Source organism: cf. Phormidesmis sp. LEGE 11477 (assembly GCF_015207105.1).
Classification (GTDB): domain Bacteria; phylum Cyanobacteriota; class Cyanobacteriia; order Phormidesmidales; family Phormidesmidaceae; genus Phormidesmis.
Window position 1 is genome coordinate 1 of record NZ_JADEXO010000028.1, and the last position, 24,649, is coordinate 24,649.

The 24,649-nt window shown below is 47.3% G+C and carries 28 protein-coding genes; 9 read left to right on the plus strand and 19 right to left on the minus strand.

Going from position 1 to position 24,649, the window contains the following annotated elements; all coding sequences use genetic code 11:
• The first annotated feature begins 670 nt into the window (after positions 1 to 670).
• Positions 671 to 1,069, plus strand: coding sequence for a MerR family transcriptional regulator (locus tag IQ256_RS10300; protein WP_193855464.1), 399 nt, complete (start codon positions 671 to 673; stop codon positions 1,067 to 1,069).
• Positions 1,044 to 1,436, plus strand: coding sequence for a carboxymuconolactone decarboxylase family protein (locus IQ256_RS10305; protein ID WP_193855465.1), 393 nt, complete (start codon positions 1,044 to 1,046; stop codon positions 1,434 to 1,436). The genes IQ256_RS10300 and IQ256_RS10305 overlap by 26 nt, the downstream gene beginning before the upstream one ends.
• A 213-nt stretch (positions 1,437 to 1,649) precedes the next feature.
• Here the strand turns inward: IQ256_RS10305 and IQ256_RS10315 are convergent, their stop codons facing one another.
• The 11 genes from IQ256_RS10315 to IQ256_RS10365 form a co-directional block, all read right to left on the minus strand.
• A complete protein-coding gene (locus IQ256_RS10315) occupies positions 1,650 to 2,348 on the minus strand; it encodes a nitrile hydratase subunit alpha (protein WP_193855466.1) in 699 nt (232 codons plus the stop codon).
• Between the two features lie 85 nt (positions 2,349 to 2,433).
• The gene (locus IQ256_RS10320) at positions 2,434 to 3,171 is read right to left on the minus strand and encodes an SH3-like domain-containing protein (RefSeq protein WP_193855467.1); all 738 of its coding nucleotides are present in this window, start codon (positions 3,169 to 3,171) and stop codon (positions 2,434 to 2,436) included.
• Between the two features lie 29 nt (positions 3,172 to 3,200).
• Complete coding sequence (locus IQ256_RS10325) at positions 3,201 to 4,313, minus strand: ABC transporter substrate-binding protein (protein WP_193855468.1); 1,113 nt, start codon at positions 4,311 to 4,313, stop codon at positions 3,201 to 3,203.
• A gap of 4 nt (positions 4,314 to 4,317) precedes the next feature.
• Positions 4,318 to 5,142 (minus strand): ABC transporter permease, encoded by an 825-nt coding sequence (locus tag IQ256_RS10330; RefSeq protein WP_193855469.1) that lies wholly within the window; start codon positions 5,140 to 5,142, stop codon positions 4,318 to 4,320.
• Positions 5,143 to 5,146: 4 nt separating this feature from the next.
• Entirely contained in the window at positions 5,147 to 5,980 is an 834-nt protein-coding gene (locus IQ256_RS10335; protein ID WP_193855470.1) for an ABC transporter ATP-binding protein, read from the minus strand.
• A gap of 3 nt (positions 5,981 to 5,983) precedes the next feature.
• On the minus strand, positions 5,984 to 6,643 hold the full coding sequence (locus IQ256_RS10340) for a HupE/UreJ family protein (protein WP_193855471.1): 660 nt from the start codon (positions 6,641 to 6,643) through the stop codon (positions 5,984 to 5,986).
• A 40-nt stretch (positions 6,644 to 6,683) separates the two neighbouring features.
• On the minus strand, positions 6,684 to 7,037 hold the full coding sequence (locus IQ256_RS10345) for a nitrile hydratase accessory protein (RefSeq protein WP_193855472.1): 354 nt from the start codon (positions 7,035 to 7,037) through the stop codon (positions 6,684 to 6,686).
• Positions 7,038 to 7,071: 34 nt separating this feature from the next.
• The gene (nthA, locus tag IQ256_RS10350; RefSeq protein ID WP_193855473.1) at positions 7,072 to 7,695 is read right to left on the minus strand and encodes a nitrile hydratase subunit alpha; all 624 of its coding nucleotides are present in this window, start codon (positions 7,693 to 7,695) and stop codon (positions 7,072 to 7,074) included.
• Between the two features lie 100 nt (positions 7,696 to 7,795).
• Entirely contained in the window at positions 7,796 to 8,551 is a 756-nt protein-coding gene (gene nthB / locus IQ256_RS10355; protein ID WP_193855474.1) for a nitrile hydratase subunit beta, read from the minus strand.
• 87 nt (positions 8,552 to 8,638) lie between these two features.
• Positions 8,639 to 9,619, minus strand: coding sequence for a GTP-binding protein (locus IQ256_RS10360; protein WP_193855475.1), 981 nt, complete (start codon positions 9,617 to 9,619; stop codon positions 8,639 to 8,641).
• 142 nt (positions 9,620 to 9,761) lie between these two features.
• Positions 9,762 to 10,268 (minus strand): DUF1097 domain-containing protein, encoded by a 507-nt coding sequence (locus tag IQ256_RS10365; RefSeq protein WP_193855476.1) that lies wholly within the window; start codon positions 10,266 to 10,268, stop codon positions 9,762 to 9,764.
• Between the two features lie 575 nt (positions 10,269 to 10,843).
• Between IQ256_RS10365 and IQ256_RS10370 the strand changes: the two genes are divergently transcribed.
• Positions 10,844 to 11,428 carry an Lrp/AsnC family transcriptional regulator gene (locus IQ256_RS10370; protein WP_228024751.1) on the plus strand — a complete coding sequence of 195 codons (585 nt, stop codon included), beginning with the start codon at positions 10,844 to 10,846 and terminating at the stop codon, positions 11,426 to 11,428.
• 33 nt (positions 11,429 to 11,461) lie between these two features.
• On the opposite strand, the gene IQ256_RS10375 is transcribed toward IQ256_RS10370, so the two are convergent.
• The 4 genes from IQ256_RS10375 to IQ256_RS10390 form a co-directional block, all read right to left on the minus strand.
• Positions 11,462 to 12,352, minus strand: a complete 891-nt coding sequence (locus IQ256_RS10375) for an ABC transporter ATP-binding protein (RefSeq protein ID WP_193855477.1) — start codon at positions 12,350 to 12,352, stop codon at positions 11,462 to 11,464.
• 58 nt (positions 12,353 to 12,410) lie between these two features.
• A complete protein-coding gene (locus IQ256_RS10380; protein WP_193855478.1) occupies positions 12,411 to 13,208 on the minus strand; it encodes an ABC transporter permease in 798 nt (265 codons plus the stop codon).
• 1 nt (position 13,209) lies between these two features.
• Positions 13,210 to 14,256 carry an ABC transporter substrate-binding protein gene (locus IQ256_RS10385; RefSeq protein WP_193855479.1) on the minus strand — a complete coding sequence of 349 codons (1,047 nt, stop codon included), beginning with the start codon at positions 14,254 to 14,256 and terminating at the stop codon, positions 13,210 to 13,212.
• A gap of 332 nt (positions 14,257 to 14,588) precedes the next feature.
• Complete coding sequence (locus IQ256_RS10390) at positions 14,589 to 15,272, minus strand: cysteine hydrolase family protein (protein WP_193855480.1); 684 nt, start codon at positions 15,270 to 15,272, stop codon at positions 14,589 to 14,591.
• 162 nt (positions 15,273 to 15,434) lie between these two features.
• Here IQ256_RS10390 and nthA (IQ256_RS10395) point away from each other — a divergent pair, with 162 nt between their 5' ends.
• The 4 genes from nthA (IQ256_RS10395) (at position 15,435) to IQ256_RS10410 (ending at position 17,173) form a co-directional block, all read left to right on the plus strand.
• On the plus strand, positions 15,435 to 16,091 hold the full coding sequence (gene nthA, locus IQ256_RS10395) for a nitrile hydratase subunit alpha (protein WP_193855481.1): 657 nt from the start codon (positions 15,435 to 15,437) through the stop codon (positions 16,089 to 16,091).
• Positions 16,088 to 16,402 (plus strand): SH3-like domain-containing protein, encoded by a 315-nt coding sequence (locus tag IQ256_RS30355; protein ID WP_193855482.1) that lies wholly within the window; start codon positions 16,088 to 16,090, stop codon positions 16,400 to 16,402. The genes nthA (IQ256_RS10395) and IQ256_RS30355 overlap by 4 nt, the downstream gene beginning before the upstream one ends.
• A 66-nt stretch (positions 16,403 to 16,468) precedes the next feature.
• A complete protein-coding gene (locus IQ256_RS30360) occupies positions 16,469 to 16,837 on the plus strand; it encodes an SH3-like domain-containing protein (protein WP_193855483.1) in 369 nt (122 codons plus the stop codon).
• Positions 16,838 to 16,840: 3 nt separating this feature from the next.
• Entirely contained in the window at positions 16,841 to 17,173 is a 333-nt protein-coding gene (locus tag IQ256_RS10410; protein WP_193855484.1) for a nitrile hydratase accessory protein, read from the plus strand.
• A 955-nt stretch (positions 17,174 to 18,128) separates the two neighbouring features.
• On the opposite strand, the gene IQ256_RS10415 is transcribed toward IQ256_RS10410, so the two are convergent.
• From IQ256_RS10415 to ssuD, 4 genes are all read right to left on the minus strand, one after another.
• On the minus strand, positions 18,129 to 18,848 hold the full coding sequence (locus IQ256_RS10415; protein WP_193855485.1) for an ABC transporter ATP-binding protein: 720 nt from the start codon (positions 18,846 to 18,848) through the stop codon (positions 18,129 to 18,131).
• Positions 18,849 to 18,925: 77 nt separating this feature from the next.
• Complete coding sequence (locus IQ256_RS10420) at positions 18,926 to 19,621, minus strand: ABC transporter permease (protein WP_193855486.1); 696 nt, start codon at positions 19,619 to 19,621, stop codon at positions 18,926 to 18,928.
• 173 nt (positions 19,622 to 19,794) lie between these two features.
• Entirely contained in the window at positions 19,795 to 20,763 is a 969-nt protein-coding gene (locus tag IQ256_RS10425; RefSeq protein WP_193855487.1) for an ABC transporter substrate-binding protein, read from the minus strand.
• A gap of 120 nt (positions 20,764 to 20,883) precedes the next feature.
• On the minus strand, positions 20,884 to 21,993 hold the full coding sequence (gene ssuD / locus IQ256_RS10430; protein ID WP_193855488.1) for an FMNH2-dependent alkanesulfonate monooxygenase: 1,110 nt from the start codon (positions 21,991 to 21,993) through the stop codon (positions 20,884 to 20,886).
• Positions 21,994 to 22,612: 619 nt separating this feature from the next.
• Between ssuD and IQ256_RS10435 the strand changes: the two genes are divergently transcribed.
• Together IQ256_RS10435 and IQ256_RS10440 are read left to right on the plus strand one after the other, a co-directional pair.
• A complete protein-coding gene (locus tag IQ256_RS10435; RefSeq protein WP_193855489.1) occupies positions 22,613 to 24,085 on the plus strand; it encodes a sodium:solute symporter in 1,473 nt (490 codons plus the stop codon).
• Positions 24,086 to 24,130: 45 nt separating this feature from the next.
• The gene (locus IQ256_RS10440; protein WP_193855490.1) at positions 24,131 to 24,619 is read left to right on the plus strand and encodes a hypothetical protein; all 489 of its coding nucleotides are present in this window, start codon (positions 24,131 to 24,133) and stop codon (positions 24,617 to 24,619) included.
• Positions 24,620 to 24,649: the final 30 nt, after the last annotated feature.

Sequence of the window (24,649 nt, forward strand, 5' to 3'; positions counted from 1 at the left end):
TCGCTCTGTTCTCTGCATTAGCTGTGGAGTTGAGCACGATAGAGATGAGAACGCCGCTCGTAATATCGAATCGTCTGGGCTGGAGTTAGCCCAAGACGTTAACTGAACGATGAACGCATGTAAGACTGGGTTTCCTAGCAGCGCGATTGCTTCGTTAAGCCAGCCGTACGGTAACAGCAAGTCTGTTATCTAGCCGGAGAATCCCCTTGCTTCAGCTAGGGGAGCATGTCAAAGGAGGTATCACAGGCTTGGCGTAGTGCTTCCCACCACTGCTCGATTGGCGCGAAGGCGATCGCTGACTCCAGCCCCCACCCAATCAGCGCTTCTTTGAGTAGCCAGCGACTGCCTTCTAGTGTGCCGCCGACCAGAAACTGTCCATCAACTAGCTATAGGCGAAACTCTGGCCACTGCCAAAATTGAAGTTCGATTTCCTGTGAAGCACAATCATTTCTGAGATCTTCTTGGGGTGATCTGTCTGGGGGCTGGTGCGGAACGGACATGACGGAAAGAAGCCTGGACTACTGTGCCTTTAGTCTATAGCGAGCAAGGCACTATGCATTGATGCTATGTGTAGCGCGATCGCCGAGTGCGACTGACCTATGACCCTGCCGTACAGCATCTGAAAATTTCTGCTTGACTTAGAGTGCGCTCTAACTTTTAAGGTGCAGATATGACCGCAGCCCTCACTATCAAACAAGTCGCCGAGAAAACCGCTCTTAGCGTTCACACCCTCCGCTATTACGAGCGTTGTGGACTGATTGCGTCAGTTGACCGCGCCAGCAATGGCCATCGACGCTACTCAGCCGATGATATTCGATGGATTAAATTCCTGAATAGGCTGCGTTTGACGGGTATGCCAATTCGCCAGATGCAGCAGTACGCCAAGCTAGTACGTCAGTATCCAGATGCTGCTTTTGGCGATCGCAGACAGCTCCTAGAAAACCATCGAGAAACCGTGACCAGGCAAATTCATCAGCTACAAGAAAATCTCGCCGTAGTCGATTGGAAAATTCAACACTACTCAGAATTAGAGGACAAACTCAATGAACACAGCAAAATCAATTCCTGAAGCAGAACAATCTGAGCGCTTCCAAAGAGGATGGATTCAGCTCAAAGCTATCGATGGCGAAGCAGGCGAACAGGTGATCGAAAGTCTAAAGGAGATAGCCCCAGATCTGGCTCGCTACGTTATCGAATTTCCCTTTGGGGATATCTACAGTCGCCCTGGCCTAGATCTTAAGTCACGAGAGATCGCCACCATTGCAGCGTTGACAGCAATGGGTAACGCTCGCCCTCAGCTGAAAGTACATATCCAAGCTGCACTCAATGTCGGCTGTAGTCGTGAAGAGATCGTAGAAGTGATGATACAAATGGCGGTCTACGCTGGGTTCCCGGCAGCACTCAACGGCATCTCAGTTGTGAAAGAGGTTTTTTAATCATGAAAACTAGGAAGCTAGGGCAAGAACTGACGGTTTCAGCCATCGGGCTGGGATGTATGGGTATGTCTGAATTTTACGGTGGTCGAGATGAGAAAGAAGCGATGGCGTAGCCCCTCCGGCAGAGAATCGCATCCCTGGATGACCTGATCGCATTAGAAAATATAACCCTAAATTAGACCACGCCAGCTAACCCCAAATAAAGCCATCAGCCTAACTAATCGCGTTCGATGTGTAACCCTCTGATGAACCGCGTCTAGGACTCCGCGTAAAGGAGACGCCAATCATACTGTCACGATTAATCAGCGAAATCAAGGATTCTTCACTCCAGCCCTCCGTGCCTCTGGGTCTAACCGGAATAACCAAATAGCGCGTATCAGCGGTACTGTCCATGACCCGCACTTCTACGCCATCGGAGATCACTGTGCCGAACTCTTCTTCTAAAACGCCGCGCGGATCGACGACAACACGATTACGATAGGCGGTGCTTTTATACCAAGAAGGCGGATGATACCCTAAAATCGCTCTGGGATAACATGAGCACAGCGTACATACAACTATGTGATGAACCGATGGTGTATTTTCAACTACTGCCAGCCGTTTAATTTCTACCGTATCGATATCTAACTCTCGGCAAGCAGCTTTGCCGTCTGCAAGTAAACGCGCCTTGAACGCTGGAGCTGTCCAAGCGCGGGCGACTAAACGTGCTCCTAACATCGGCGTGACCGAATCTTGCCGCTCAATTTCGCGCCTGACCTCATCAGCGGTAAAGTATCCCTTTTTCTCTAAGAGCATTTGAATAGTTTGTGTTTTTTGCGCCCAGTACGCGGCATCGTCATTAATTGGTTCATGACTGTGATTATCGGGGGCATGCTCATAATCACAGTCGTTCTGCTTACTAGAATGAGACATAATGATAAATGCGTATTTTCTGAGATTACTTTCTAGAAACTGGCACTTCTAAAACTAGCGCCTCTAGAACTGGTACTTCTGAAAACTATCCAGAGACAGGAGATAGCCACGGCCCGTAGATTTCCGCTGTAATTTTGTCACCTACGCATCGTTTAGGGCAAGCTGCCTGCCAAACTGTCTCAAAGTCAAACTCTACGAGATATAGCGGTAGCCGAGTCACCTGTTTTCTAAAATGTGCAACGTCTTCAGGATTGAGAAACATCCCTGAAAAGCCAATAATTTCACCCGTTTTACCAAGTAGATAGGCAGGCACTCGAACATGACCCGGCTTAGTTTGGGCTGCAACCTGTACCCAATCACCCATTGCAAAACTAGGTTCTGAGTCAGCCATCTCTTTAGTTTTCGGCTTGTAGGGTATTTCTGGGTCGTGACGCTGCACAGTTGGAGAATCTGTTGCAATGACATCTTCTGGCTTTTGCTGAAGTTCTTCTCGGGTAACGAATCCCAGTTCCCTGAAGACTTCTTCCACTGCCAGTACTCTACGTTCCCCATATTCGGGCTGTCTGCCTCGCAGAAACTGGGGAATATCTGTCGAAAACTGGTTAGTTGCAAACATACCATCCGCTTCTTCAGCGGCTCTGCGAATGGCATCTAGGCTAGGCAGATATCCCTTACCAAGCAGCAAACGATGAATGGAGATAATCTGCTTCTCAAAAAAGTCAACGTCTTTTTCCGTCGCTGGATCTACTGGCGCGATCACGGACGTATCCTTAGGATTATGCAAGATTTGAAGATGATAGTCTTTGGGCGGAACTTCTTTCATAAGAGTTACGGTGCTGTCATAACAGTCTATTAAACCAGTTCAGACTTATCTAACATAATGGCTTTAGCGCTCATCTCTTTATCTAGCACCTCTTCTGCCGAAAAGACATTAATAAACTTCTGGTAGGAGTCTAAATCTGTTGCGTCTAGGTCGTCAAACCGTTTGAGTAGCGGCTGAGCCACATAGGCAGCCTGAGCGGCTTCTAATGCCGTATATTCAGAGATAATAGGCCGTACCTGATTAAAGTCGTCATTGGCAATTTTAGTGGCTTCATCAATCACCTGCACCACTTTTTTAGCTACTTCAGGCCGATCGGTGAGGAACTTGGAAGTCAGCACTGCCGCACCTGAATAGAACGGATCGGAGATAAACATAGCAACCGGATTGACCATGGCTCGCTTACCTTGCTCTGTCGCTTCTGCGATAGAGCCGATGGGTTCTAAAGAAAGGGTGGCATCGACCGCGCCAGAAACAACAGAAGGTAGGTGTAGCCCTACCGCCATTTGTTCGATAGTGACGGTACTGCCGGGTTCTAGCCCGTTTTGCTTCAAGACATAAGAAAGAATAGTCTTCCACTGAATACCAGGAATGGTGCTGACGGTCTTCCCTTTTAGATCTTCAAAAGAGGCGATGGTTGAGTCGGGTGTCACAATCAGTCCATCGTTCATCAAGTTGCTTTTAATGCCGCCACCCTGCAAGCCAAAAACCTTAAAGGTGCCGGGTGCTTTGGCCTCTGCTAAAACGGTGATGCCAGCAGCCGTCCCCGGCGGACCAAAGTCAGCTCGCCCTGAGACTAGGGAGTCAATGATTTGATTGGGATTTTCAAACTTAACCGATTCAACTTCAATATCTGCCTGGTCAAACAAGCCTCGTTCTAAGGCAACGTAATAAGCGGTCGTTTGCATAATCGGTAGCCACGAGGCAACCACCTTTTCTTTTTTAACAATTAGCTCTGGGCTACCGCTCTCTGGACTGCCGCTACCAGAAGCCTCAGTAGCAGTGTCAGTTGTCTCTGTAGAAGGGTTAGCACCGCAAGCTGCGATCGCCCCGGCCCCCAAACTTAACGCGCCGTACTTAACAAACTTGCGTCGGCTGAAAGGTTGCTCACTCGAATTTTGATGATTTATGTTCTTTTTACGCATAGCTCTATTGTCCTTTCCAATGAATAAATTTGTTTTCAGTTAGTAAAAAAAATTGGTTTAGCCCATAGCCCATTACGCCTGTTGCGATAATTGAGGCGTACATGCCAGGCATATCAAAAACTTGCTGAGCGTCGATGATTCGCTGACCCATGCCGTTCGTGGAACCGACAAACATCTCAGCCACGATGATGACTACTAGCGTTAGCGAAACTGCTGTTCGCAAGCCAATGAAAGTCTGGGGCAGCGTTTCAAAGAAAATGACATCAACAAACACGCGCCACTTAGGAACGCCCATCACCTTAGCCGCCATAATGCGAGTTTTACGAGTGTTCATTACCCCGTAGGCCACATTAAAAAAGACAACCAGCGCCCCTGCAAAAGCTGCCACCGCTACCTTAGAAAAATCGCCGATGCCAAAGACAACTAAAAACAACGGAAACATGGCCGTTGCTGGCGTGGAACGAAAGAAGTCAATTAGAAATTCAAAAGACTTATACAGCTTCTCATTGGCACCTAGCAGCAGCCCCAGCGGAATGCCTAAGATACTGGCGATCACAAAAGCATACAGGGTGCGATAGAGCGTTAGCCAAAAATCCAACAGTAAATCACCGCTCGTAATTCCTGCCCAAAGCGAACTAAACGTTGCAATGGGTGTGGGTAATAGCACTGCCTGAATAATGCCTAGCGCTGTTACTAGCCACCATATAAACAAGAAAACAAGCGTTCCTGTGTTGGCAACTAGAAAGGGAGAGAGCTTGGTAGAGAAGTTAGAAAGATAAGATTTTTCTTGTATGGGTTGTTCTGTTGTTTGCTGTCTTGGATACTGCATCTATCTAGCTGGCCTCTCGACGAAAGACCTCTAGGCTATGGGCTTTAGTGCTCACAAATGCCGGTTCTGAAAGAGTCTTGAGTGTTCGAGGACGCTGCGCCTCAAAAACTACCCGTTCGGCCAGTCGAGTTGGGCGCTTGGTGAGTAACAAAATATGGTCGGCTAGATAAACCGCTTCTTCTAAGTCGTGAGAAATCATCACGATTGTGACACCTGTGGCAGTGAATACCTCTTGAAGTTTGTCTCGGATGGCTAAGGTGGCCTCATAGTCTAGGGCGGAAAACGGTTCGTCTAGGAAAAGAATATTGGGCTGAGTGGAAAGGGCGCGCATGATCGAGACGAGCTGCTGTTGCCCACCAGAGAGTTCATAAGGATATCGCGATAGATCAAAACCCACATCAAACTGATGAATAAGCGTCTCAACTCTCGCCTTGCGCTGCAGTCGAGACAACCCTGCGCTCAAAAGCGGGTATTCAATATTTTCAGCGGCTCTGAGCCAAGGAAAGAGCGCGTCTCGGTAGTTTTGGAACACGTAGCCAATCTTTACGGGTGATTCGTTTCGGCTGTTGTTTGTGCTGCTTTTCTGGCCTTTCTTTTGGATAGTTTTAGTACGGCCAGATGAGCGTACCTCTGTGCCAAATCGCATCTGGCCAGCATCTGGCGTCAGCAAGCCTGCCATCATATTGAGCAGCGTGGACTTACCGCAGCCATTTGGCCCAAAAATACAGGTAATCTTTCCACGAGCAATCTTAAGATCAAAATTCTCGTATAAAACTTTTTCACCTAAGTATTTAGTCAGTCCTGTCACTTCAATATCGACGCCCAATTTAGAAACCATGCTCTATCCTAGTAAGAGCGAAGAGAGAAACGCACCGCCTGCGCCACAGGCCATAAATCCGGCGTAGCGAAGCCAAGCCAACCTTTTAACAGGGCCAAGCAGTTTCTGTGCGATGCCAAAAGCCACTGCCATGATGGCAGCTTGAATAAGGGTAAATCCAGCTAGATAAGCAAGTAAGGGCGTCATTTCTGCTCCGACTACAGCTTCACCATAGGCATAGCCGTGAAAAATGCCTGCCATTGCGCTCAATATGACAATAGCGGTTAGGCTCATCTGACGCCCATAGGCAGCGATCACGCCAAACAAAACAACAGACAGCGAGATGAAAAATTCAGGGGTAGGTAAGTTTAACTCCATCAGATGAATTCCTGTACCCGCTAGGGTCGCGCCTAGAAATACCATCGGAACTACAACAGCAGGCTTGGATCTGATAGCGAGCAAGCCAACGATAATAGTAAACACAAAGTGGTCCGGCCCAATGATGGGATGGCCCAGCCCAGACAAGAATCCTTGAACCCAGCTAGTGGGCGTAGTGCCTCCAAAAGGGTGATGGGCTAAGGCTGGAGATGCGATCGCGAGCAGCCCAGCTGAGATAAATACAGGGATGAGCACGGGGGCAAGTGCGGTCAGGATCAACGGTGTTGATCTGTTCTTTAGTTTCATGATTCAGATATTGAGAGTACGTTTTTAGACGTAATGCTTGTCAGGTAGACGCTTTACAGTCAAGGACTTGGGCAAGCTGTTGTTCTAGCTCGCCGGCTTCTAGCACACCAGAGGCGATCGCGATTTTCTCTAAAGCACTGAGCCAGCATTGGTAATAGTCCCACTCAGGATCGTCAAGCTCGTGAGTAGATTCCCATTCGTCGATGGTAGCAATCAAAGTCTGGCGAAATTCTTCCCACTCATAGTGGCCTTGCTTAGAAAGGGCGATCGCCACACCAAACGCCAGCTTTTCCCAGTCTCGATCGAACTGCAAGTGACCATCTTGCCGAGGTGGTGCCTCTTGCGGTGATCCCATCAAACTGGTCGCCGCAAAATGTTCAAATTTAGTAAACATCGTTTAATTACATTTTGTTTAATTACATCTTGATCTACCCTTTCACGGTGGCAACGCCCATCATGGCCTCGGGGGTTAGCAGCGCGGCTAGCTCCTCTTCACTCATGTTCTCTGTGCCCTCAGGACGCATCGGCAGCACCCACCAGCGAATCTGAGCGCTCGTGTCCCAAATGCGAATTTCAACAGAATCGTCTAGCTCAACGCCAAATTCCGACAGCACGACGCGAGGCTCTCGTGCAACCCGCGCTCGAAAGGTAGGATCTTTAAACCAGTAGGGCGGCAATCCGAGAGTGGGCCAAGGGTAGCAAGAACATAAGCTGCACACAATCACGTTATGTACTTCGGGAGTGTTTTCAGCAATCCGCATATGCTCACCTTCCGCGCCAGACATGCCAGTAGGAAAGCCCAGCTCCTCGCAGGCGGCATTACAGTCTGCCAACAGCCGCGCCTTAAAGTCAGGATCTACCCACGCTCTAGCGACCAGCTTTGCACCGTTGAAAGGCCCCATTTTGCTCTCAAAATGGCTCAGCACCGTATCTACTGTCTGACCTGTGATAACTCCCTTTTCAATCAGTAAAGACTCTAAAGCTTTGACCTTGGCGGCACTGACAGTCTCTCGGTCTGCGTCATACTCGAATCCTGGATAATTACTGGGCATCGTCTTCTCTCCTAAAAGTCTTTTTGCTCCCAACGCATCTCTTTTCTCAGAAGCTGTTCTGAAAGTCTTCTCTACAAAGCTTCTCTAAGGTGCCTCTTCTCTACAGAGCTTCTATGTACACCTCAAAAATGTCGTTGTAATAAACCATATTCGGATCGGTCAAATCTTCCAACCAAATGTCTTTTGCTTGAAATGCCAAACTATAAACCGGCATTGGCGACCCTAAACCGTCGGCGGTTGGGAAAAAGTAAGTGAATGCATCCTCATAAACCTTGACCACTTCAGCGGCCTTACCTCTCAGATGACCAGGGAGCCGGGTGTGATCGCCGGGCTGCACATTTTTTACTTTGACGCGATCGCCCGCACTAAATTTAGGTGTCATATCAGAAGGGCGTAGAGGAGAATCCCCTTCTTCTAGGTATTTCATCACCTGCTCATCAATACCCATATTGCCACCTTTAGGCAAGTCGGCTAACGTCGCATCAGCTTGAGAATACTCGGCTAAGTACTGAGACGTGCGCTCGTCTAGCTCTGCCTGTGTGATATAGCCTTCTTCTACAAAAAAGCCAGAAATCCCGCCCAGCCATTTCTCGTAATAGCGGAGCCGAAAATACTCAAAAGGGTTCAGCGATTCAGCGCCCATCCGCAGGTGCCCCCAAGTCCAAAAGCTCTTGAACTCAGTAGGCACCTGATCAATTTTGTAATCGGGCAGCGAATCGCCCAGATGGTTACTCAGTGCCATCATAGCCGTATGAATGCCAAAAATGCGCTCTTCCCAAGGTTCGACAAATACCCTGGTTTCAAAGTTGATGGGGTCTAAATTTTCGATACCCCCAATATTGTGCTGTAGCTTCATAAGAATAAGTGTTCTTCAAAAAGATGTACGTAATCGGCAGAAATTAACAGAAAGTATGGCCATTAACTCAACCAGCGCGGAAAGGCACTATGCATACGCATAAACCTGATTGAAACAACTTATGAATCCTTCGCGAAGCGCCATTTCGTCAAGGTTTCTCCCGATAAAAACCACTTCACTACGACGTACTTCATCAGCCTGCCAAGGCTTACCAGGCCGTCCGTCCAGTGTCATATGTACACCCTGACACACAAATCGTCTTGGCTCATTATCAACATCAAAAATACCCTTCATCCGAAAAATATCTGTACCTTTGGCCTGCACAAGCTGGTACAACCAGCGGTTGAGCTTGTCACTATCGACAGAGCCGATTTCCGATAGGGCAATAGAAGAAACTGTGCTGTCATGCTCGTGAGCATCCTCATCTAAAAGCTGCGGATCAATGCTCAGCGCCTGCTGCAGGTTAAACGCTTGAATGCCTAACACTCTGTTGAGATTAATATCGCAGTTTTGAGTAGGGTGGATAGCCGCGATTGCATTTAATCCTCTCACCTTAGTCGTCAGCGCCTCCATTTGCTCAGCCGTGATCAAATCCAGCTTGTTCAACAGCACCACATCGGCAAAAGCAATCTGCTCTTGCGCTTCATCACTGTCCCAATGTGAGTCAATATGTTGGGCATCTACCACAGTCACCACCGCATCTAGCTGCGTCTGCTTGGCCATGGTCTCATCGACAAAAAACGACTGGATAACCGGTGCAGGGTCCGCCAGTCCCGTCGTTTCAATCACCAAATGGTCAAACTTATCAGTGCGAGCCATGAGATTGCTGATGATGCGGATTAGATCGCCTCGCACGGTGCAGCAAATGCAGCCGTTATTCATCTCAAAGATCTCTTCATCGGTGTCAATCACCAGCTGATGATCAATGCCTACCTCTCCAAATTCATTGACAATGACCGCTATTCGCTGACCGTGCTCCTCGGTCAAAATACGGTTAAGCAGCGTTGTCTTCCCCGCACCTAAGTACCCGGTAAGCACCGTGACTGGAACTTTTTGAATCAATCCCATAAGCCTGATATTTCCTCTACTAAACGTTAGATCTGCGCTGTCGCTATCTATAAGTGAATAGCTGTCAGCAAATATCTGTTATTGACTTCTGTTGTTAGTTGCCTAACAACAGGCTAATTACGCCAAGCCTGTCAAGCCAAGCTTACTGAGGACTAGGAGAGGGAGAAGTCGTCATTGCCTTGCCCCATGCTTCTGAAAGATAGCCAAAGATAGCACCCAAAATCATCGCTGCGATCGCAATAAAAACAGGATTGTTAGGTAGTCCTGCTGTAACCGGCAACCCAGTAGCAGCAACTGTTCCCACCGTTTGAGAAAACCCCAAAACAATTGCGGGCGTAATACCATGGGTAAACGGTAGCTTAGACGCTTGAACCATGGCTGCACTGCCAATACCCACACAAATGGCAGCGGTTAGGGGGCTGCCGCCTAGCAAGTCAATAGCCCATAGAGACAACGCCGCAATAATGATGCCAGTAATGTTACAGACCACCGATTTAACAAAACCTCGACTACCGCCACCTACAATAAAGAAAGAAGCCCATGCGGTAAAGGTCACCCAAACCGGCACGAGAATAACGGTCGCGGTGAGAAAAACATCGACGCCACCTAAAACACCAATACTAATCGTTAAAGCCTCAGATTGTTTCACAAGATAATGCTCTCCTCAAGAGGATAGATCCAGTCACCGCTATGCAATCAACACAAAATACTTTCCAAAGAAACTCTCCTAAAACCCACTTATAAAATGTACGACTAAAAGCGCTCTCTAAAGCTGGGCTTCAATCTCTTGTAGGCTCTTATAGCTTTCTCACGAGAAAGGTTTCTCCTAAGAAAGCGCTTTAGCTCAAAAAGCACTGTAATAAAGCTTAGCTAGACTAGTCCCAATCTTCGACGGGTGCCCTTATCACCAGCCTTAAAACAACAAAATACTGTGGCGATGACTACCTCTGACAGTCGCCCATAAAGCTGCTTTCTTACTTAATAGCTTGCGCTTTCTAGTGACCCAGATCTCTATTAATTCAAAATCTGGAGCAATGGCCATAAATTCATCTCCAATTACGTAAATCTATCACTCATAAAAAACAAAAACAGTCAATTTCAACACATTATGATTACTCAAATCGTTAAAACATGCAACGGCTATAAGGAATTCGCAGTTGTCTCTATGCAACATCTTTTGGTTACGAGCGAACTATAGCCTCGGCTTGGAGCAGACAATACCTTATGGGAATCAAATTTTACGGACTGGATAACAGCTATGATGTTGAAGGTTGTTTATCTCATAGCGTTCATCTCATCCTATCGACAAAACACATGGAAGTAATCCAAAAGGAGTCTCCTTCAGAGGGCATCAATGGATATGAAATCGATCAGCTGGACCTCAAAATTATTGGCATGCTGCAGAAGAATGGACGGCTGGCCTACAGCGACATAGCTCGCTCCATTGATGCACCTGAAGCTACTGTACGTTATCGCGTTAAGCGACTGCTAGATGAAAAAATTATTAGTATCAGTGCTTTTCTCAACGCTGGTAAAGTAAGGCATGAAACTGTCGCCTATATCGAGCTAGATGTTGATCCTATCTTTTTAGAAACGCGCCTTCATTTGCTCATTGCAATGGAAGAAATTAGCTATATCGCTTCTGTGACGGGTGAGTTCAATATCATGCTGGAGTATATTTACAAAGACAATAACGACTTGCTTAACTTTCTAAATTCGCTTAAGCGTGATGCTAGCGTCACGCGATTAACATCCAAAACTATCTTGCAAATCCATAAGGCTCAGTATCCAGCCAAGGTTCGCCCCTAAAATATTTTTATGCAGATTGTGGCTCAAATAGGCTTACAGAGGATTAACGTCTCCTTCTATGACAGTTTCTAAATGGCGCTGCAAAGAGAGGAATTGAGAATCGTAGCGATCGCGAAAATGCGCTTTAGAAATATCTACCCTTTCAATAATTTTTCCCGGCTTACTCCCAATAACGATAAGCTGCTGACCGAGCAATATCGCTTCTTCCACATTGTGCGTCACCAGCACCATTGTAGTACCTGTCTCTTGCCACACCGCATACAAGAATAACTGTAGACGTCGCCGTAGCTGGACATCTAAGGCGGAGAAAGGTTCATCTAGTAGCAATACATCTGGCTTTACCGCAATCGAGCGAGCGATCGATACCCGCTGCTTCATCCCACCAGAAAGCTGATACGGAAACAGCTTCTGAGCCTGTGCAAGCCCTACCTTTTCCAAAACTTCCTGCACTTGAGCCTTGTATTGAGCGGGCTTTTTCCCTTTAATCTTAAATCCAAAGCCAATATTTTGGGCTACCGTCAGCCATGGATACAGCGTATTCTCCTGAAAAACCATGCCAATTCTGGGCGTAATGCCCTTAAGCGCTATTCCGTGGAAGAGCACATCTCCCTGACTAAGCGGCATAAATCCGCCCAGCAGCTTTAGCAAAGTAGATTTACCGCCCCCCGACTGACCCAAAATAGTCACAAAATCTCCCGCCGCGATATCTAAATTGACATCGGCCAAGATTGTTGAAGTGTGTTTGCCTTCGCGGAAACTTTTAGATAGATTACGGCAAGCCAAGATAGGAGAAGCCGAACCATAGTCCGAGGCAGACGAGGCAGAAAAGCGCGAAGAAGTGGATAGAGAAGAAGGCGCAGAAACGGTCACAGAAGAAGTCGTAGAAGAAAGCGCAGAAGCATTTGGAGGCCGCGCTGAAGGCATTGCGTTCAGCCAACGCTTCCAGAAAAACATATTAGCGCCCATCGTCAAGCCCCTCTCTTTAAACCTGCCACCAAAAGAATCTTCGCTGGATCATCAGCAGTAGCCTATCTACCGTAAATCCGGTAATACCAATAATACAAATTCCTAGCAAAATAAGATCACTGTTGAACAGATTTCGCCCGGTCATCACAACTGTACCTAAGCCGTCTCTCAAGCCGGTCATTTCAGCCGCCAGCACCGCCATCCAAGCCGCAATAAAGTTTAGCCGCAGCAGCGTAAACACCCCTGGCAACACCGCCGGAACAATCACCCATCGCCACCGATTAAAGCTACTGCCGCCTAGATTTTGAGCCGTCATTAACAGATTCTCTGGAACGCGCTTAATTTCAGCCACGGTGGCGATTGTCAGCGTAAAAAACACGCCCATAAAGACAATAAAAATAGCCGTTAAGTTACTTACTCCAAACACAACTAAAGCCAGTGGCACCCAGGCAATCGGCGCGATCGGTGCAATTAAGCCCAACAGTGGCAATATAAACAGCTCTGACCATTTGGAAAGGCTGATTAAAAGACCGCATAAGATAGAACCGACAAAGGCGATCGCCATTCCCACAGACACCCTTATTAGGGTCACTGCCACAGATTGATAGATCGTTGCCGACTGAGCACCCAAACCAACTTTAAAGTCACTTTCTAATAAAACTGGCAAAAACTGGGAAGGCGGCGGCAAGACCTGAGTGATGGCATTGGCCGAGTCTCGCCCAACGATTTCCCAAACGCCGATAAACAAACCGCATGAGAGTAAGCCACAGCCAATCGGCAATAACCAATGACTCAAGTTTTCGCTGTTTGCCATACTACTCTTCCAGTCCTTTCACGAGCGTCACATCGAAGATATCTTTCGCAGGAACATCCGCTTCAATGTAGTCAAGCTCCACCATCTTATCGACCACTGTTTGCACCGTCTCTAGATCTGGCGTAAAGGTGATCGGCGAAGGTTGAGATGTAAATGCTGTAAGCAATACATCATCTTCAACCCGGTAGTAATTACCCTCCGTCAGCAGGGAGACGGCTTCTTCTGGTTCGCTATTAATAATCTCAGCCGCGCAGTGCAGTCCTTGAATATAGGATTCAACAACTTCTGGACGCTCAGCTAGGGTTTTATCTAAAACGCTGACAACCGTGTTGGGCGTCGTCGGTGACCATACTTCAGCATTATCTGTAAGGACTGCAGCCTCACCACTCGCGACAAACTGAGTAGTATAGGGTTTGATATGGCTGAGTATATCCACCTCCCCAACTCGGAAGGCATCCACCATTGCTAACAAATCATCGAAGTACAGCATCTCAAAAGCATCAGGAGAAATCCCTGCATTTTCAAACGCATCAACCAAAATTAGCTCTAGCGTATCGCCTCGCAGAGTAGCAATTTTCAGCTTTTCATCTGGATTTTCATCCACAAAAGTACTCAGGTCCGAAATAGATTCAACCCCATATTCGCTGTTGACAATCACCTGCATCACGCCCCAGCCACCAGCTGCCGCCACTGTTTTGATAGGAACACCACTATTAGCAGCAAAAAATGGCAATGTAAATGGATTGGTGCTGAAGTCAATTTGTCCCCCTGCTAGGGCAGCGTTGTTGTCACCTGGATTGGTAAATAGCACTGTTTCGACGGCTAATCCCGCTTCTGCAAAGCAGCCCGACTCAACCCCAACAAACAAAGGTGCCATATCCAACGCTACTAAGTGCCCTGCCTTGACAGGAATCAGCTCGGCCTCAGAAGCTACTGCTGTGGACGCTGCGGTTCCTGAATCGCTCTCGGATGTGGGAGCCCCAGACGTTGTACAGGCCGCGAACAAAAAGCTGCTCGCGGTGATGGCCAGTATCTGTTTTCGCAACATGAGAGATAAACCTCCAGGCGTTGGCTATTTGAGCATTTGCTGTTGATTGTTTGCCATCAAGCACTTTCTAGTGGGTCTTCTATTTCAGATGGAGCAACTAAACTATTCGACAACTGCCTGGTGAACAGTTGTCGAACTAGGCAATTGTTGCTGGCTGTTGGCGGCTTAGTAGCCTCAAAAACCTAAGTAGAGTTAAGTACTTTCAACAGTAAATGACCAAAATCGTATTTTTTGTAGCCGAAGACACATTCTTAGTAAAAATAAAACTTATTACCTGCTTTAATCGCAAATTTTTCATTCACTCTTGCGAATTCGACAAATAAAACCAGCTTTCAGTATATGGCCTTGTTCTCTTTGGCTTCATATAGCTGAGAGGAGTTGGCAACCCATCCTAGTACACCGCCTTCTGATTGCAGGATGTGTACTGTTGCCTCGTGGTCTTTAGGATCAAAGGCGGCGCAGCAGTCATCTAATAGCAGACAGTAGTAGCCTAGGTCACTGGCATGGCGATAAGTCGCCAGCACACAGCATTCCGTGGTTACGCCCGTTATCAGGAGGTGGGTAATACCCTCTGCCTGCAGGTACTGATCTAGCAAAGTATGAACAAAACAAGAGTGCGCTGGTTTGTCTAGCTGCCACTCTTCCGGCAGCGGCTTTAGCTCTTCTATAATGCTAACGCCAGCTTCTCCTCTAACCAAAAAGCGACCCATTTTACCCGCCTGCCCAATCGGGGAGCCTGCATTGGCGTAGCGAGCTCTTTTACTTAGCGATAAATCCGACAGATCGGGCCGGTGGCTTTCTCGCGTAAATATAATCTTGATCCCAGCCTGTCTGGCCCAATGTGAAAGGGTTTTGATCGCAGGGATAATAGCACGTACAGCTGTTAAATCTAGCCCTAGCTCGCTGCCGTTGAACCCATCAGGATGGCAGAAGTCATTTTGCATATCAATAATGAGTAAAGCCGTTTTCTCTAAGGGGAGAATAAAGGGATGGGTGTAAGTGTTAACTGTTGTCATAGGCACTGCCCTCGTAGGTCACGTACTCTCTACAAATAGCGCTTCAGAAATAGCGCTTAAGTAAACAAAACAGATCATTCTCTAAATAAAACAGATTATCCACCGATATTTCTGTGAGATGTGAGCTATTGTATCTGAATAAAGAAGATTGCCTGAGGTGTTATGACAGCTTATCACCATCACGCTGGGTCAGACCCTAAATCATCCTCTGATTCAAACATTGCTTCAGACATCGCTCTACGGGTTAAAGCGATTGAGGCCCTTTTGATTGAAAAGGGAATTGTAGATCCAGCAGCGCTCGACACCATTATTGAGACTTATGAGACCAAAGTGGGACCTCATATTGGTGCGCGTATCGTAGCAAAAGCATGGGTTGATAGTGAGTTTAAGCAAAGGCTATTGGCTGATGGGACGAGTGCGATCGCTGAACTCGGACTAACTGGCTTCTCCAGTGAGCACATGATTGTTGTTGAAAATACCTCTGAGATTCACAATCTTATTGTCTGTACGCTGTGCTCCTGCTATCCGTGGGCAATTTTAGGGCTACCGCCTACTTGGTACAAATCTTTCGCCTATCGCTCTAGGGCCGTGATTGAGCCACGTGTTGTACTGAAAGAATTTGGATTGGAGATTCCTGAAAATGTCGAAGTGCGCGTATGGGACAGCACCTCAGATCTACGCTACTTAGTGTTGCCAGAGCGTCCCGAGGGAACAGAAGGCCTCTCAGAAGAAGAACTAGCGAAACTTGTGACACGTAACGCCATGATCGGAGCAGCAAAAGTAGACCTGACAACAGTTCCTTCAGAGGTATCGCAGTGAACGGCCCTCACGATCTTGGTGGAATGCAAAGCATGGGAGCGATACCAATTGAGGAAAATGAGCCGATCTTCCACAGTGAATGGGAGGCTAAGGTGTTTGCAATGAGTTTCGCAACCTTTGGCAATTTTTTTACAGTTGATGAAACGCGCCATGCATCGGAGCGAATGCCACCTGGGAAGTATTTGAGTTCTAGCTATTACGAACGATGGTTGTTTGCTCTAGAATTGTTGCTTACTGAGCACAGCTTAGTTTCATCTGCCGAAATTGAGGAGAAAATAGCTGAGCTAAGTCAGTCTAATGAGCTAAGTTAGTTGAATAACAAGATGGCTGAATAGGATACCTAGGCATTAGAGGAGCTAAGCAGAAGAACAAGGACTATGGCGATTGAGACTAGCAACGAATGCATGAGCGCTGAAGCCGCCCGAGCAATACTCGACAACGGGTTAAACTGTAGGGTGAATTGCGATATTCCCCCACAGTTTCAAGTCGGAGAGCTTGTTAGGGCAAAAGTTACACACCCTAAAACCTACACACGCCTACCCCGCTACGTCAGAGGCAAAGTGGGCAATATTATGAAGGATTATGGAGTTTATGTCTTTCCAGATACAGTAGGCCAACGACTATCAACCAAACCACAGCACGTCTATAGCGTTCGGTTCGCCGCTCAAGAAGTTTGGGGGAAAGAAGCGTCTGCCAATGATGCGCTATATGTCGATTTATTCGATGACCATTTGGAGAAAGTATAAGACATGCTACCTGCCCGTAACTCTGATTTATCACAGAACAATAGTTTAGGGAACGGCGAAAGCGAACCTGTGTTCCAAGCTCCCTGGGAAGCAACCGCCTTCGCTATTGTGAATCAACTTGCTGCGACAGGACAATTCACCTGGGGGGAATGGACAACCCAACTCTCCAAAGGAATCTCGTTGGCTGAAGCGGAGTCACCGGAAAATAGCTCGTATTACAAAAATTGGGTCAGCGCCTGTGAAAAGATTTTGATTTCTAAAGGGTTACTGGAACCAGATGTGATCGCACAGAAAATCGAAGAAATAATTGCTGAAAGAGAGCAAGATCATCATTAATCTGCATGAGAGAATTCGCCAGGATTGAGTTTAGATGTCAATTCATCGAGCTAATTATCTGTTTTATGTCGTAAGATCGCCGCACGTACTTCAGTCCCTAACTAGCCGTAGAGCAGATGATTGTCAAAGAGAATAGGATGCATCCCACCCACCTTATATATTGTGTAATTACATCATTGTATAACCACACTTTCAGTCATCAGCTTTTCAGCAGATGATTGTGAAGAGCTATTCGTGTTACTTTTTAGAGATGCAGATAAGTAACACGAATAAAAGGATAGTTGCTGACCATTGCCTCTAGCGCACAATACTGAGCTCATTATTTCTAGCGTTGGCGGACATGTTGATCTAGGTGAAAACGAATCTTCAAAAGGCGCGTCGTCCCTTCAATCTCTGCTGCACCAAAGAGGGCGTGTTTTGTTTCATCTCGAGAGCAAACGCTTCGGCTTCACGAAGATGTTGTCGAATTTCTTCTAATGCTGTACTGAAGCTTCACCAAAGATTGCTATCCACTTTTTCTCCGAGCCAGGGCTTCAAGATATTTCTAGCAAAGATCACCTGGTTCGGCTTCGGGGTGGGCATCTTCATAGCTAAAAAAGCGGTCGGGGACGGGATGGTTCAACTTCCAAGGCATTAAGGTAACACTTTCACAGCAGCCCGAATTTCTACAGCCTTCTCCTGACAGTGATTTTAGGCTATAGCGTCAAACTGGAAGTGTTACCCGCCGTTGAACCACACCAACACTTTCATCGTAGCCCAAATCTCTACAGGCTTTTCCTGACAATGACTTGAAGCTGTGATGCAAAACTAAAAGTGTTACCTGCCGATGAACCACGCCGTTTTACAGAGCGCTGTTGGCAGAGATCGCTATGCATTGAGTCTGATCGTTCAGTTTGGTGTGCGAAGTGTGATCGCCTTTGTTTGTTTGTTCTTGTAAGCTGGTGTGGGATCTGCGTCAGGCTATACCTTCTTCAACGTGATAGGCTTTCTCCAAAATCTGAGTTCTAATGTCGAGAAACCGCTGACTTGTTCGAGACCTGGGACGTTCGAGATCAACAGAGATAACATGGCTGGTTGAACCAGGTTGCTGCGACATAATAATAATCGTATCGCTTAAGAAGAGCGCCTCTTCAACATCATGGGTCACCATTAAAGTGGTGGTTCCTTCGTAGCGAACAATCCTCTCTAGCTCCGTTTGCATTGATATCTTTGTATGACTATCCAAAGCGCCGAACGGTTCGTCGAGCAAAAGAAGATCGGGAATGTTTACCAAGGCTCTCGCTAGGGCTACCCGCTGGGCCATGCCTCCCGATAGCTGATTAGGCCAAGCCTGGTTAAATCCATCTAACCCAACCAGATGAATTAGCTGCTTTACATGTTCAAAAGATGATTTGTTCCGGGCAGTTTTAGGAATGGCAAACTCAATGTTTTTTTGTACGGTCATCCAGGGCATTAGCCTGGGTTCTTGGAAAATCATTCCTCGATCAAGCCCTGGCCCTGTAATGGGAGCTTCTCCTAGGAGAATTTTTCCCTCAAAAGCCATATCTAACCCAGCGATCGCACGAAGCAAAGTTGATTTTCCGCACCCGCTTTTGCCCAGTATTGAGGCGAATTCACCGCTGCTGAGCCCAAATGAATTTTGTCCTAAAATCCTTAGACTTCTGAACCCAACCATGACATCCTTATGAAAAATATTAACGTCTAAAGGCTTTGACACGCGCCATCTCCCAGGGTTTTAAATATCTTTATTTCTCAAATGTCTCTATAGGTTTGACGCCAGCTCGTCAATCGCTTTTCTAGAAAAACGATGAGCGTATCGGTGGCTTTGCCCAGTAGGCCAACAGCAACCATGCCCGCGATCATCGCATCTGGCCGAGCAAAATTTCTGGAATCCCATATTAACCAGCCCAGCCCTTTAGAAGATGCAATCACCTCACCACTCACAAGCAGCGTCCATGACAATGCCATCGCCACTCTCATGCTGGCAAGAACAACAGGTAAGCTGGCAGGAAATAGCACGTTTAATAACGTACTGAAGCCATCTTTTTCGAGCACATAGGCAACTTCAATCAGGCTTTTATCAGCGCTTCTGATCCCGTACGCAGCATGGATAAACAACGTACAAAAGCTGCCGATAGAAACCAAGATTATTTTTGACATTTCTCCAATACCAAAAATAATCACCAGCAAAGGGATCCAGGCAACGGGGGGAACGGGTATGAGCGTCAATATCGTCGGCTCCAATATCCTGGCAGCATTTTTAGAGTAGCCAACCAGTACGCCTAGGAATACACCCAGGCTGCTGCCCAGGCAAAAACCACTCAACAGCCGACCCAGACTGACCAAGGAATTGTCTATGAGGCGGTAGTCAACAATCATCGAAAAGAAGGTATTGACGACCTTCGTAGGCGTAGCAATTAGCGTACTGGGTAAAATGCCCACTCTCACGCTGATCTCCCAGATAATGAGCAGTGTTGCGGGTAAAAGAAACGATTGAACAACGTTTAAGGCGCGAGACCAGCTTATGAAATGTTGTGCGATTTTCCTCGGTGACCTACTGAGTAGGTGCCTGAGCGATGCTGATTTTTTCATGGCATTGGCATTCGCGACGGTAAAAGAGTCTATGGCGAGAAAGCGGTGTCAACCAGCTCTTTAGCATTGACTGAATTTTGGATAAAGCCATTTTGGCTAAAGAAATCAGACTTCAATTGGATATCTTCAATAATGTCTTCTGTAATTTGGGCATCCCATTGATGGCGCTCCCAAGCTTTTTCAACGGCTTCAAGGGGAACGTCTAACTCCTCGGAAACGATTTGTTTGGCTTCTTCGCTATTGCTTTGTATCCACGTTTTAGCGGTCTGAACAACTTCCAAAATTTGTGTGAAAACCTGTGGGTATTGCTCAGCAAATTTCTCTCGGACAACGACAACGCTATTAATATAGGCATCTCCTCTTGGGAGAACACGGCCTGTTCCACTCAGTTCTGCTTGCTCAACAAAGGGCGGCCAAACAGCCCAAGCATCTACCTGACCACTATCAAAAGCACCTTGAGCATCTGGTGGGACCAAGTCGATAATTTCTACATCCCCAGCACTTAATCCTGCTGTCTCCAAAATATTAATCAATCCGTAATGAGAGCTGGTGCCAGCGAGAACGGCAATTTTCTTGCCCTTTAAGTCAGCCGCTGACCGCGCCAAGGAAGTAGTAGGCACAAGAATTTCTTGAACAAGCACGCAAGATATATCGGCAATTTTTACGCCAATACCCGCTGACTTAGCAATGATGGCTGGAGGTTCTGCCTCAAAAACGACATCGACTCGGTCCGTGGCAAAAGCCTCATTAATAGGGGGCAATGACTGAAAAGTGACATAGTTAGTTTCAATACCTTCTTTACCCAAGGCTTCTTCAAACCAACCTTTATTTTTAGCGATTAAATAGGGCGCATAGTCAACGGCTACTGAAAAGCTCCCAAAGTTAACTGCTGTCGGTAATTGTGTATTCTCACTAGCGCTGGCCTGCTCATTAGCAGACGGGTTGCTGGCACTATCTGGCGCAGACTTTGCACAGGCTGCGAGTACGCCTGCCGCCAATCCGAGTGACGTATGTTGAATGAATTTTCGACGACCACAGCTACGCATTGTATTTACCGTATAAAGTGAAGAGCTAACGTGAGGAATGGTTCAGTTTTGTGGGATGGTGAGCGATTAGGATTACCATCCACCGGGAATGATAGGAACTTTGATCTGCTTGAGTATCGGATCACTGTTGTCAACAATAGGCAGCAGCGGAAATAACAGATCGGCCACTCTGTAAGCTTCTTCTAAATGTGGATACCCCGATAAGATAAAAGACTCAATGCCAATGTCTGCATATGCTTGAAGGCGAGCGGCCACGGTTTTGGGATCGCCTACTAGGGCCGTTCCCGCACCGCCTGTTACCAGCCCAACACCCGCCCAAAGATTGGGACTCACTTCTAGGGCATCTCTTTTCCCCTGGTGCAGCGCGATCATCCGCCGTTGGCCTTCTGACTCAGTCCGAGAGAGAATTTTTTGAGCGGCGGCGATTTTATCTTCATTCAGGTAGCGGATGAGCTGATCGGCTGCTTGCCAAGCCTGCGTTTCGGTTTCTCGAACAATAATGTGAAGCCGGATGCCAAACTTGATTTTGCGACCTTGTGCTGCGGCTAGTGCACGCACTGATTCAATTTTTTCTGCAACCTTCTCTGGCGGCTCACCCCAGGTTAAGTAGGTATCGATATGTTCGCTGGCTATTTTTTTTGAGGTGGGTGACGACCCGCCTAACAGAAGCGGTGGGCAACTATTATCGATGGGCGGAAAGGCCAATTGTCCTTCTTTGATAGAAAGATATTTACCCTCGAAGTTTGTATTTTCTCCCTGCATCAGGCTTTTCCAGATGTGAAGAAATTCATCTGTCAGCGCATAGCGCTCACTGTGGGTTAAGAACACCCCTTCGCCAGCAAGTTCAACCGGATCTCCCCCTGCTACCACGTTTACACTCAGCCGATTGCCCGACATTCTATTAAAGCTGGCGGCCATCCGAGCTGCGATCGCAGGCTGCATAAGTCCAGGGCGCACTGCCACAATAAAGCGTAATCTCTTTGTCATCGGAATTAAGGCGGCAGCAATAATCCAAGAGTCTTCACAGTTTTTTCCGGTGGGCACTAGAACCCCCTCATATCCTAAATAATCTACCGCCTGAGCAATTTGAGACAAGTATGTATGAGTTGCTGCCCGTGAACCGACTTCTGTTCCGAGATAGCGGCTATCTTTGTGGGCCGGTATGTACCAAAAAATCTTCACTTTCTGTCGCTCCTCTATCTTTAGGCGAGTGCACTAGCTCAGCAGAAAAGCCCAAGAGGACGCTTTATCTGGATGCCTTAGATCTGTTCCACCTAGCCAGAACTATTTAGCTAATAACCTTAAATTGAATGCAATATCTCAATGTGACTGAAGTGCGACTGACTCAATGTGACTGAAGTGCGACTGAAGCATTCTCTCCAGAAGCATTCTCTTTTGCGTTTGTGCGGTTCACGGACACGGGAGTTTTCAAAACAGATGTCCTTGCCAACAACATAAAAATATTTTTCAATGTAATTTGTAGCTTTAGATACAAGAACAGACTTAATTGAATGAACTTTGATTAACCCAATTGCCTGTTAAACAGGCTTATTGCGCACCAAACTAGTCAATATTCCATATCGTAATAGCTGATGGCTGATTGTGTGATTTCCTACACAGCACACCTAGTCACACCTGATAGTGTGTTGTTGAAGGCGGTAAGAATCTCTCTATTTATTGTTGCCTTTTCGCGTAATCTTTTTTTCACTAATTTTGTTAGTAAGTGGCCAGACGATGTGGCCTCTTAGTAGACGATCGCCAAGCTATTAAACCTGTCTCCATAGGAACCTTTTGAGAAATTATGCTGGATATAGAACTGGTGCCAAACCCTTCCTTAGCCCCAGCTCAGGGCGTTTTGATGATGCTGTTGCTGGGTGCAATCTCGCTGGGCGTGGCCTTTTACGTTAAGTCGAAGTTAGTAAAGAACACCCACGACTTTATTGTTGCGGGCCGCAAGCTCGGCTTTGGCTTTGGTGTTGCCGGGCTTATCTCTGTTTGGACGTGGGCGATGGCTGTCATGATGTCAGCAGCGATGACCTATAACTTTGGGCTCTCTGGCCTATGGTGGTTTACCGTGCCGAATGGACTCGCTGTGATTGCCGTGATTCCTTTCGCGAAGCAGCTAAGAGAGAAAATGCCCCACGGCTACACGATGGGAGAGTTCGTTAGCTCAAGATTTGACAATGCTAAGCTGGCCCGAATTGTGGTCACGGTCGGTTTGATTTTTGGCTCTCTCATCGAGATTATTATTAACTTGAAGGGGACATCGCTGGTGATTTCGACCGTGTTTGGCATGTCACAAACAGCCGTTGCTATCGTTGCGATCGCAATTGTGTTGGCCTACAGCATGTTGGGTGGGCTGTGGGCTTCCATGTGTACGTCCACGCTCACGACGCTGTTCATTACGGTGCCTGCTTCGGTCGTGCTCATGGCTGTTTTGAGCTATTTGGGTGGGCCGACGCCCCTTTGGGAGGCCGTTGCTGACAAGGGGCCTGAACTACTATCGGTGACCCGAGCAGATGTCCCTGCGGCCTTTGGTATTACCCTCGCGCTAGGACTGCTCACCGCGACCCTGGCCGGTCAATCATTTTGGCAGATTGTGTGGGGGCTAAAGGCAAAGGAGGTGGGCCGTAGCTTTTTATGGGCAGGTGCGTGGTTCTATCCGATTCCTATTTGTTTGGGCATTTTGGGGCTGGTCGGGATTGCGCTCAATGTTGATTTAGCCACTAATCTCAACAATGATGCCGCAGCGGTCGGACCTTTTGTTATCTCGCACATCGGCTTGCCTAGCTGGCTGGTGTATTCCTATGTATTTGTCATTCTCTCGGCGTGCTATTCCACGATGGATGGGGCCCTAGCTTCATTGAGCTCCTTAGCCGCTATTGATGTGATTAAGCCGATTGCGCCGCAAATTCAAGAGAAAAGTCTGTTGAAATTCACGCGTACTTCTATGCTGATTGCAGCGGTGATCGCCTTAGGCGTTGTTATTTCAGGGGTGGATTTTGTCACGATTGTGCTGACAACCTATGCGATTCGCACCGCTATTTTGGTGCCGCTCATGCTGGCAATTTTTTGGCGAAAGATGACAGCGGGCGGGTTTATTTGGGGAACCGTTGCGGCGATTGTGGTAGGAATGCCCCTGCGTATGGCGCTGGGCGAACTGCCCGGCACCTTAATTATCCTGGCGATTAGCACGGTTGTTCCCATCGTCATGAGTCTGCCGAATACCCGTCTGTTTGACTACGATTCGCTCAAACAGGTCAAAGATCTCTAACCGTTTCTCAACTAATCTTTCTCAACTTAAGGACATATAACGATCATGCAAGCTTTCAAAGATTTTCTGGGTAAAGGACAATATTTTGTGATCGGTGCTTTAGCGACTGCGATTGCCTTAGCCTTTTCCTCTGGTGCTCGGGCCGTTGATGATGGAGCCGTTCCCAGGAATGCCCTATCGCCTATTACAATTATGTTCATCATTATTGGGCTAGTAGTGAGTATTTTATATCTCAAAGCAATGCTCACTGTCTTAGACGAAGCTGCCGGTAGCTATCACGAAACAGAAGAAGAAACCACTGGCTCCTACTATGCGGCCCCTGCCTGGGGTGCCCTTTTGGCCGGTATTGCTGCTGCTTTTGTGATTTGGTCCTATGGCGTTAGCCCATCGCTTCTATATTTAGGACCTGTTTTTGCCATGATTAGTCCGATGGCGATTGTGTATTGTATGGCGCAGGACATCAAAAACTTTAAAGCTGCTCATGCCCAAACACAAGAGCATCCTGCTAAACCGCTAACGAGCATCCGCAGCTAGTATTCACAGCTGGTATTTCATAGCTAAAAG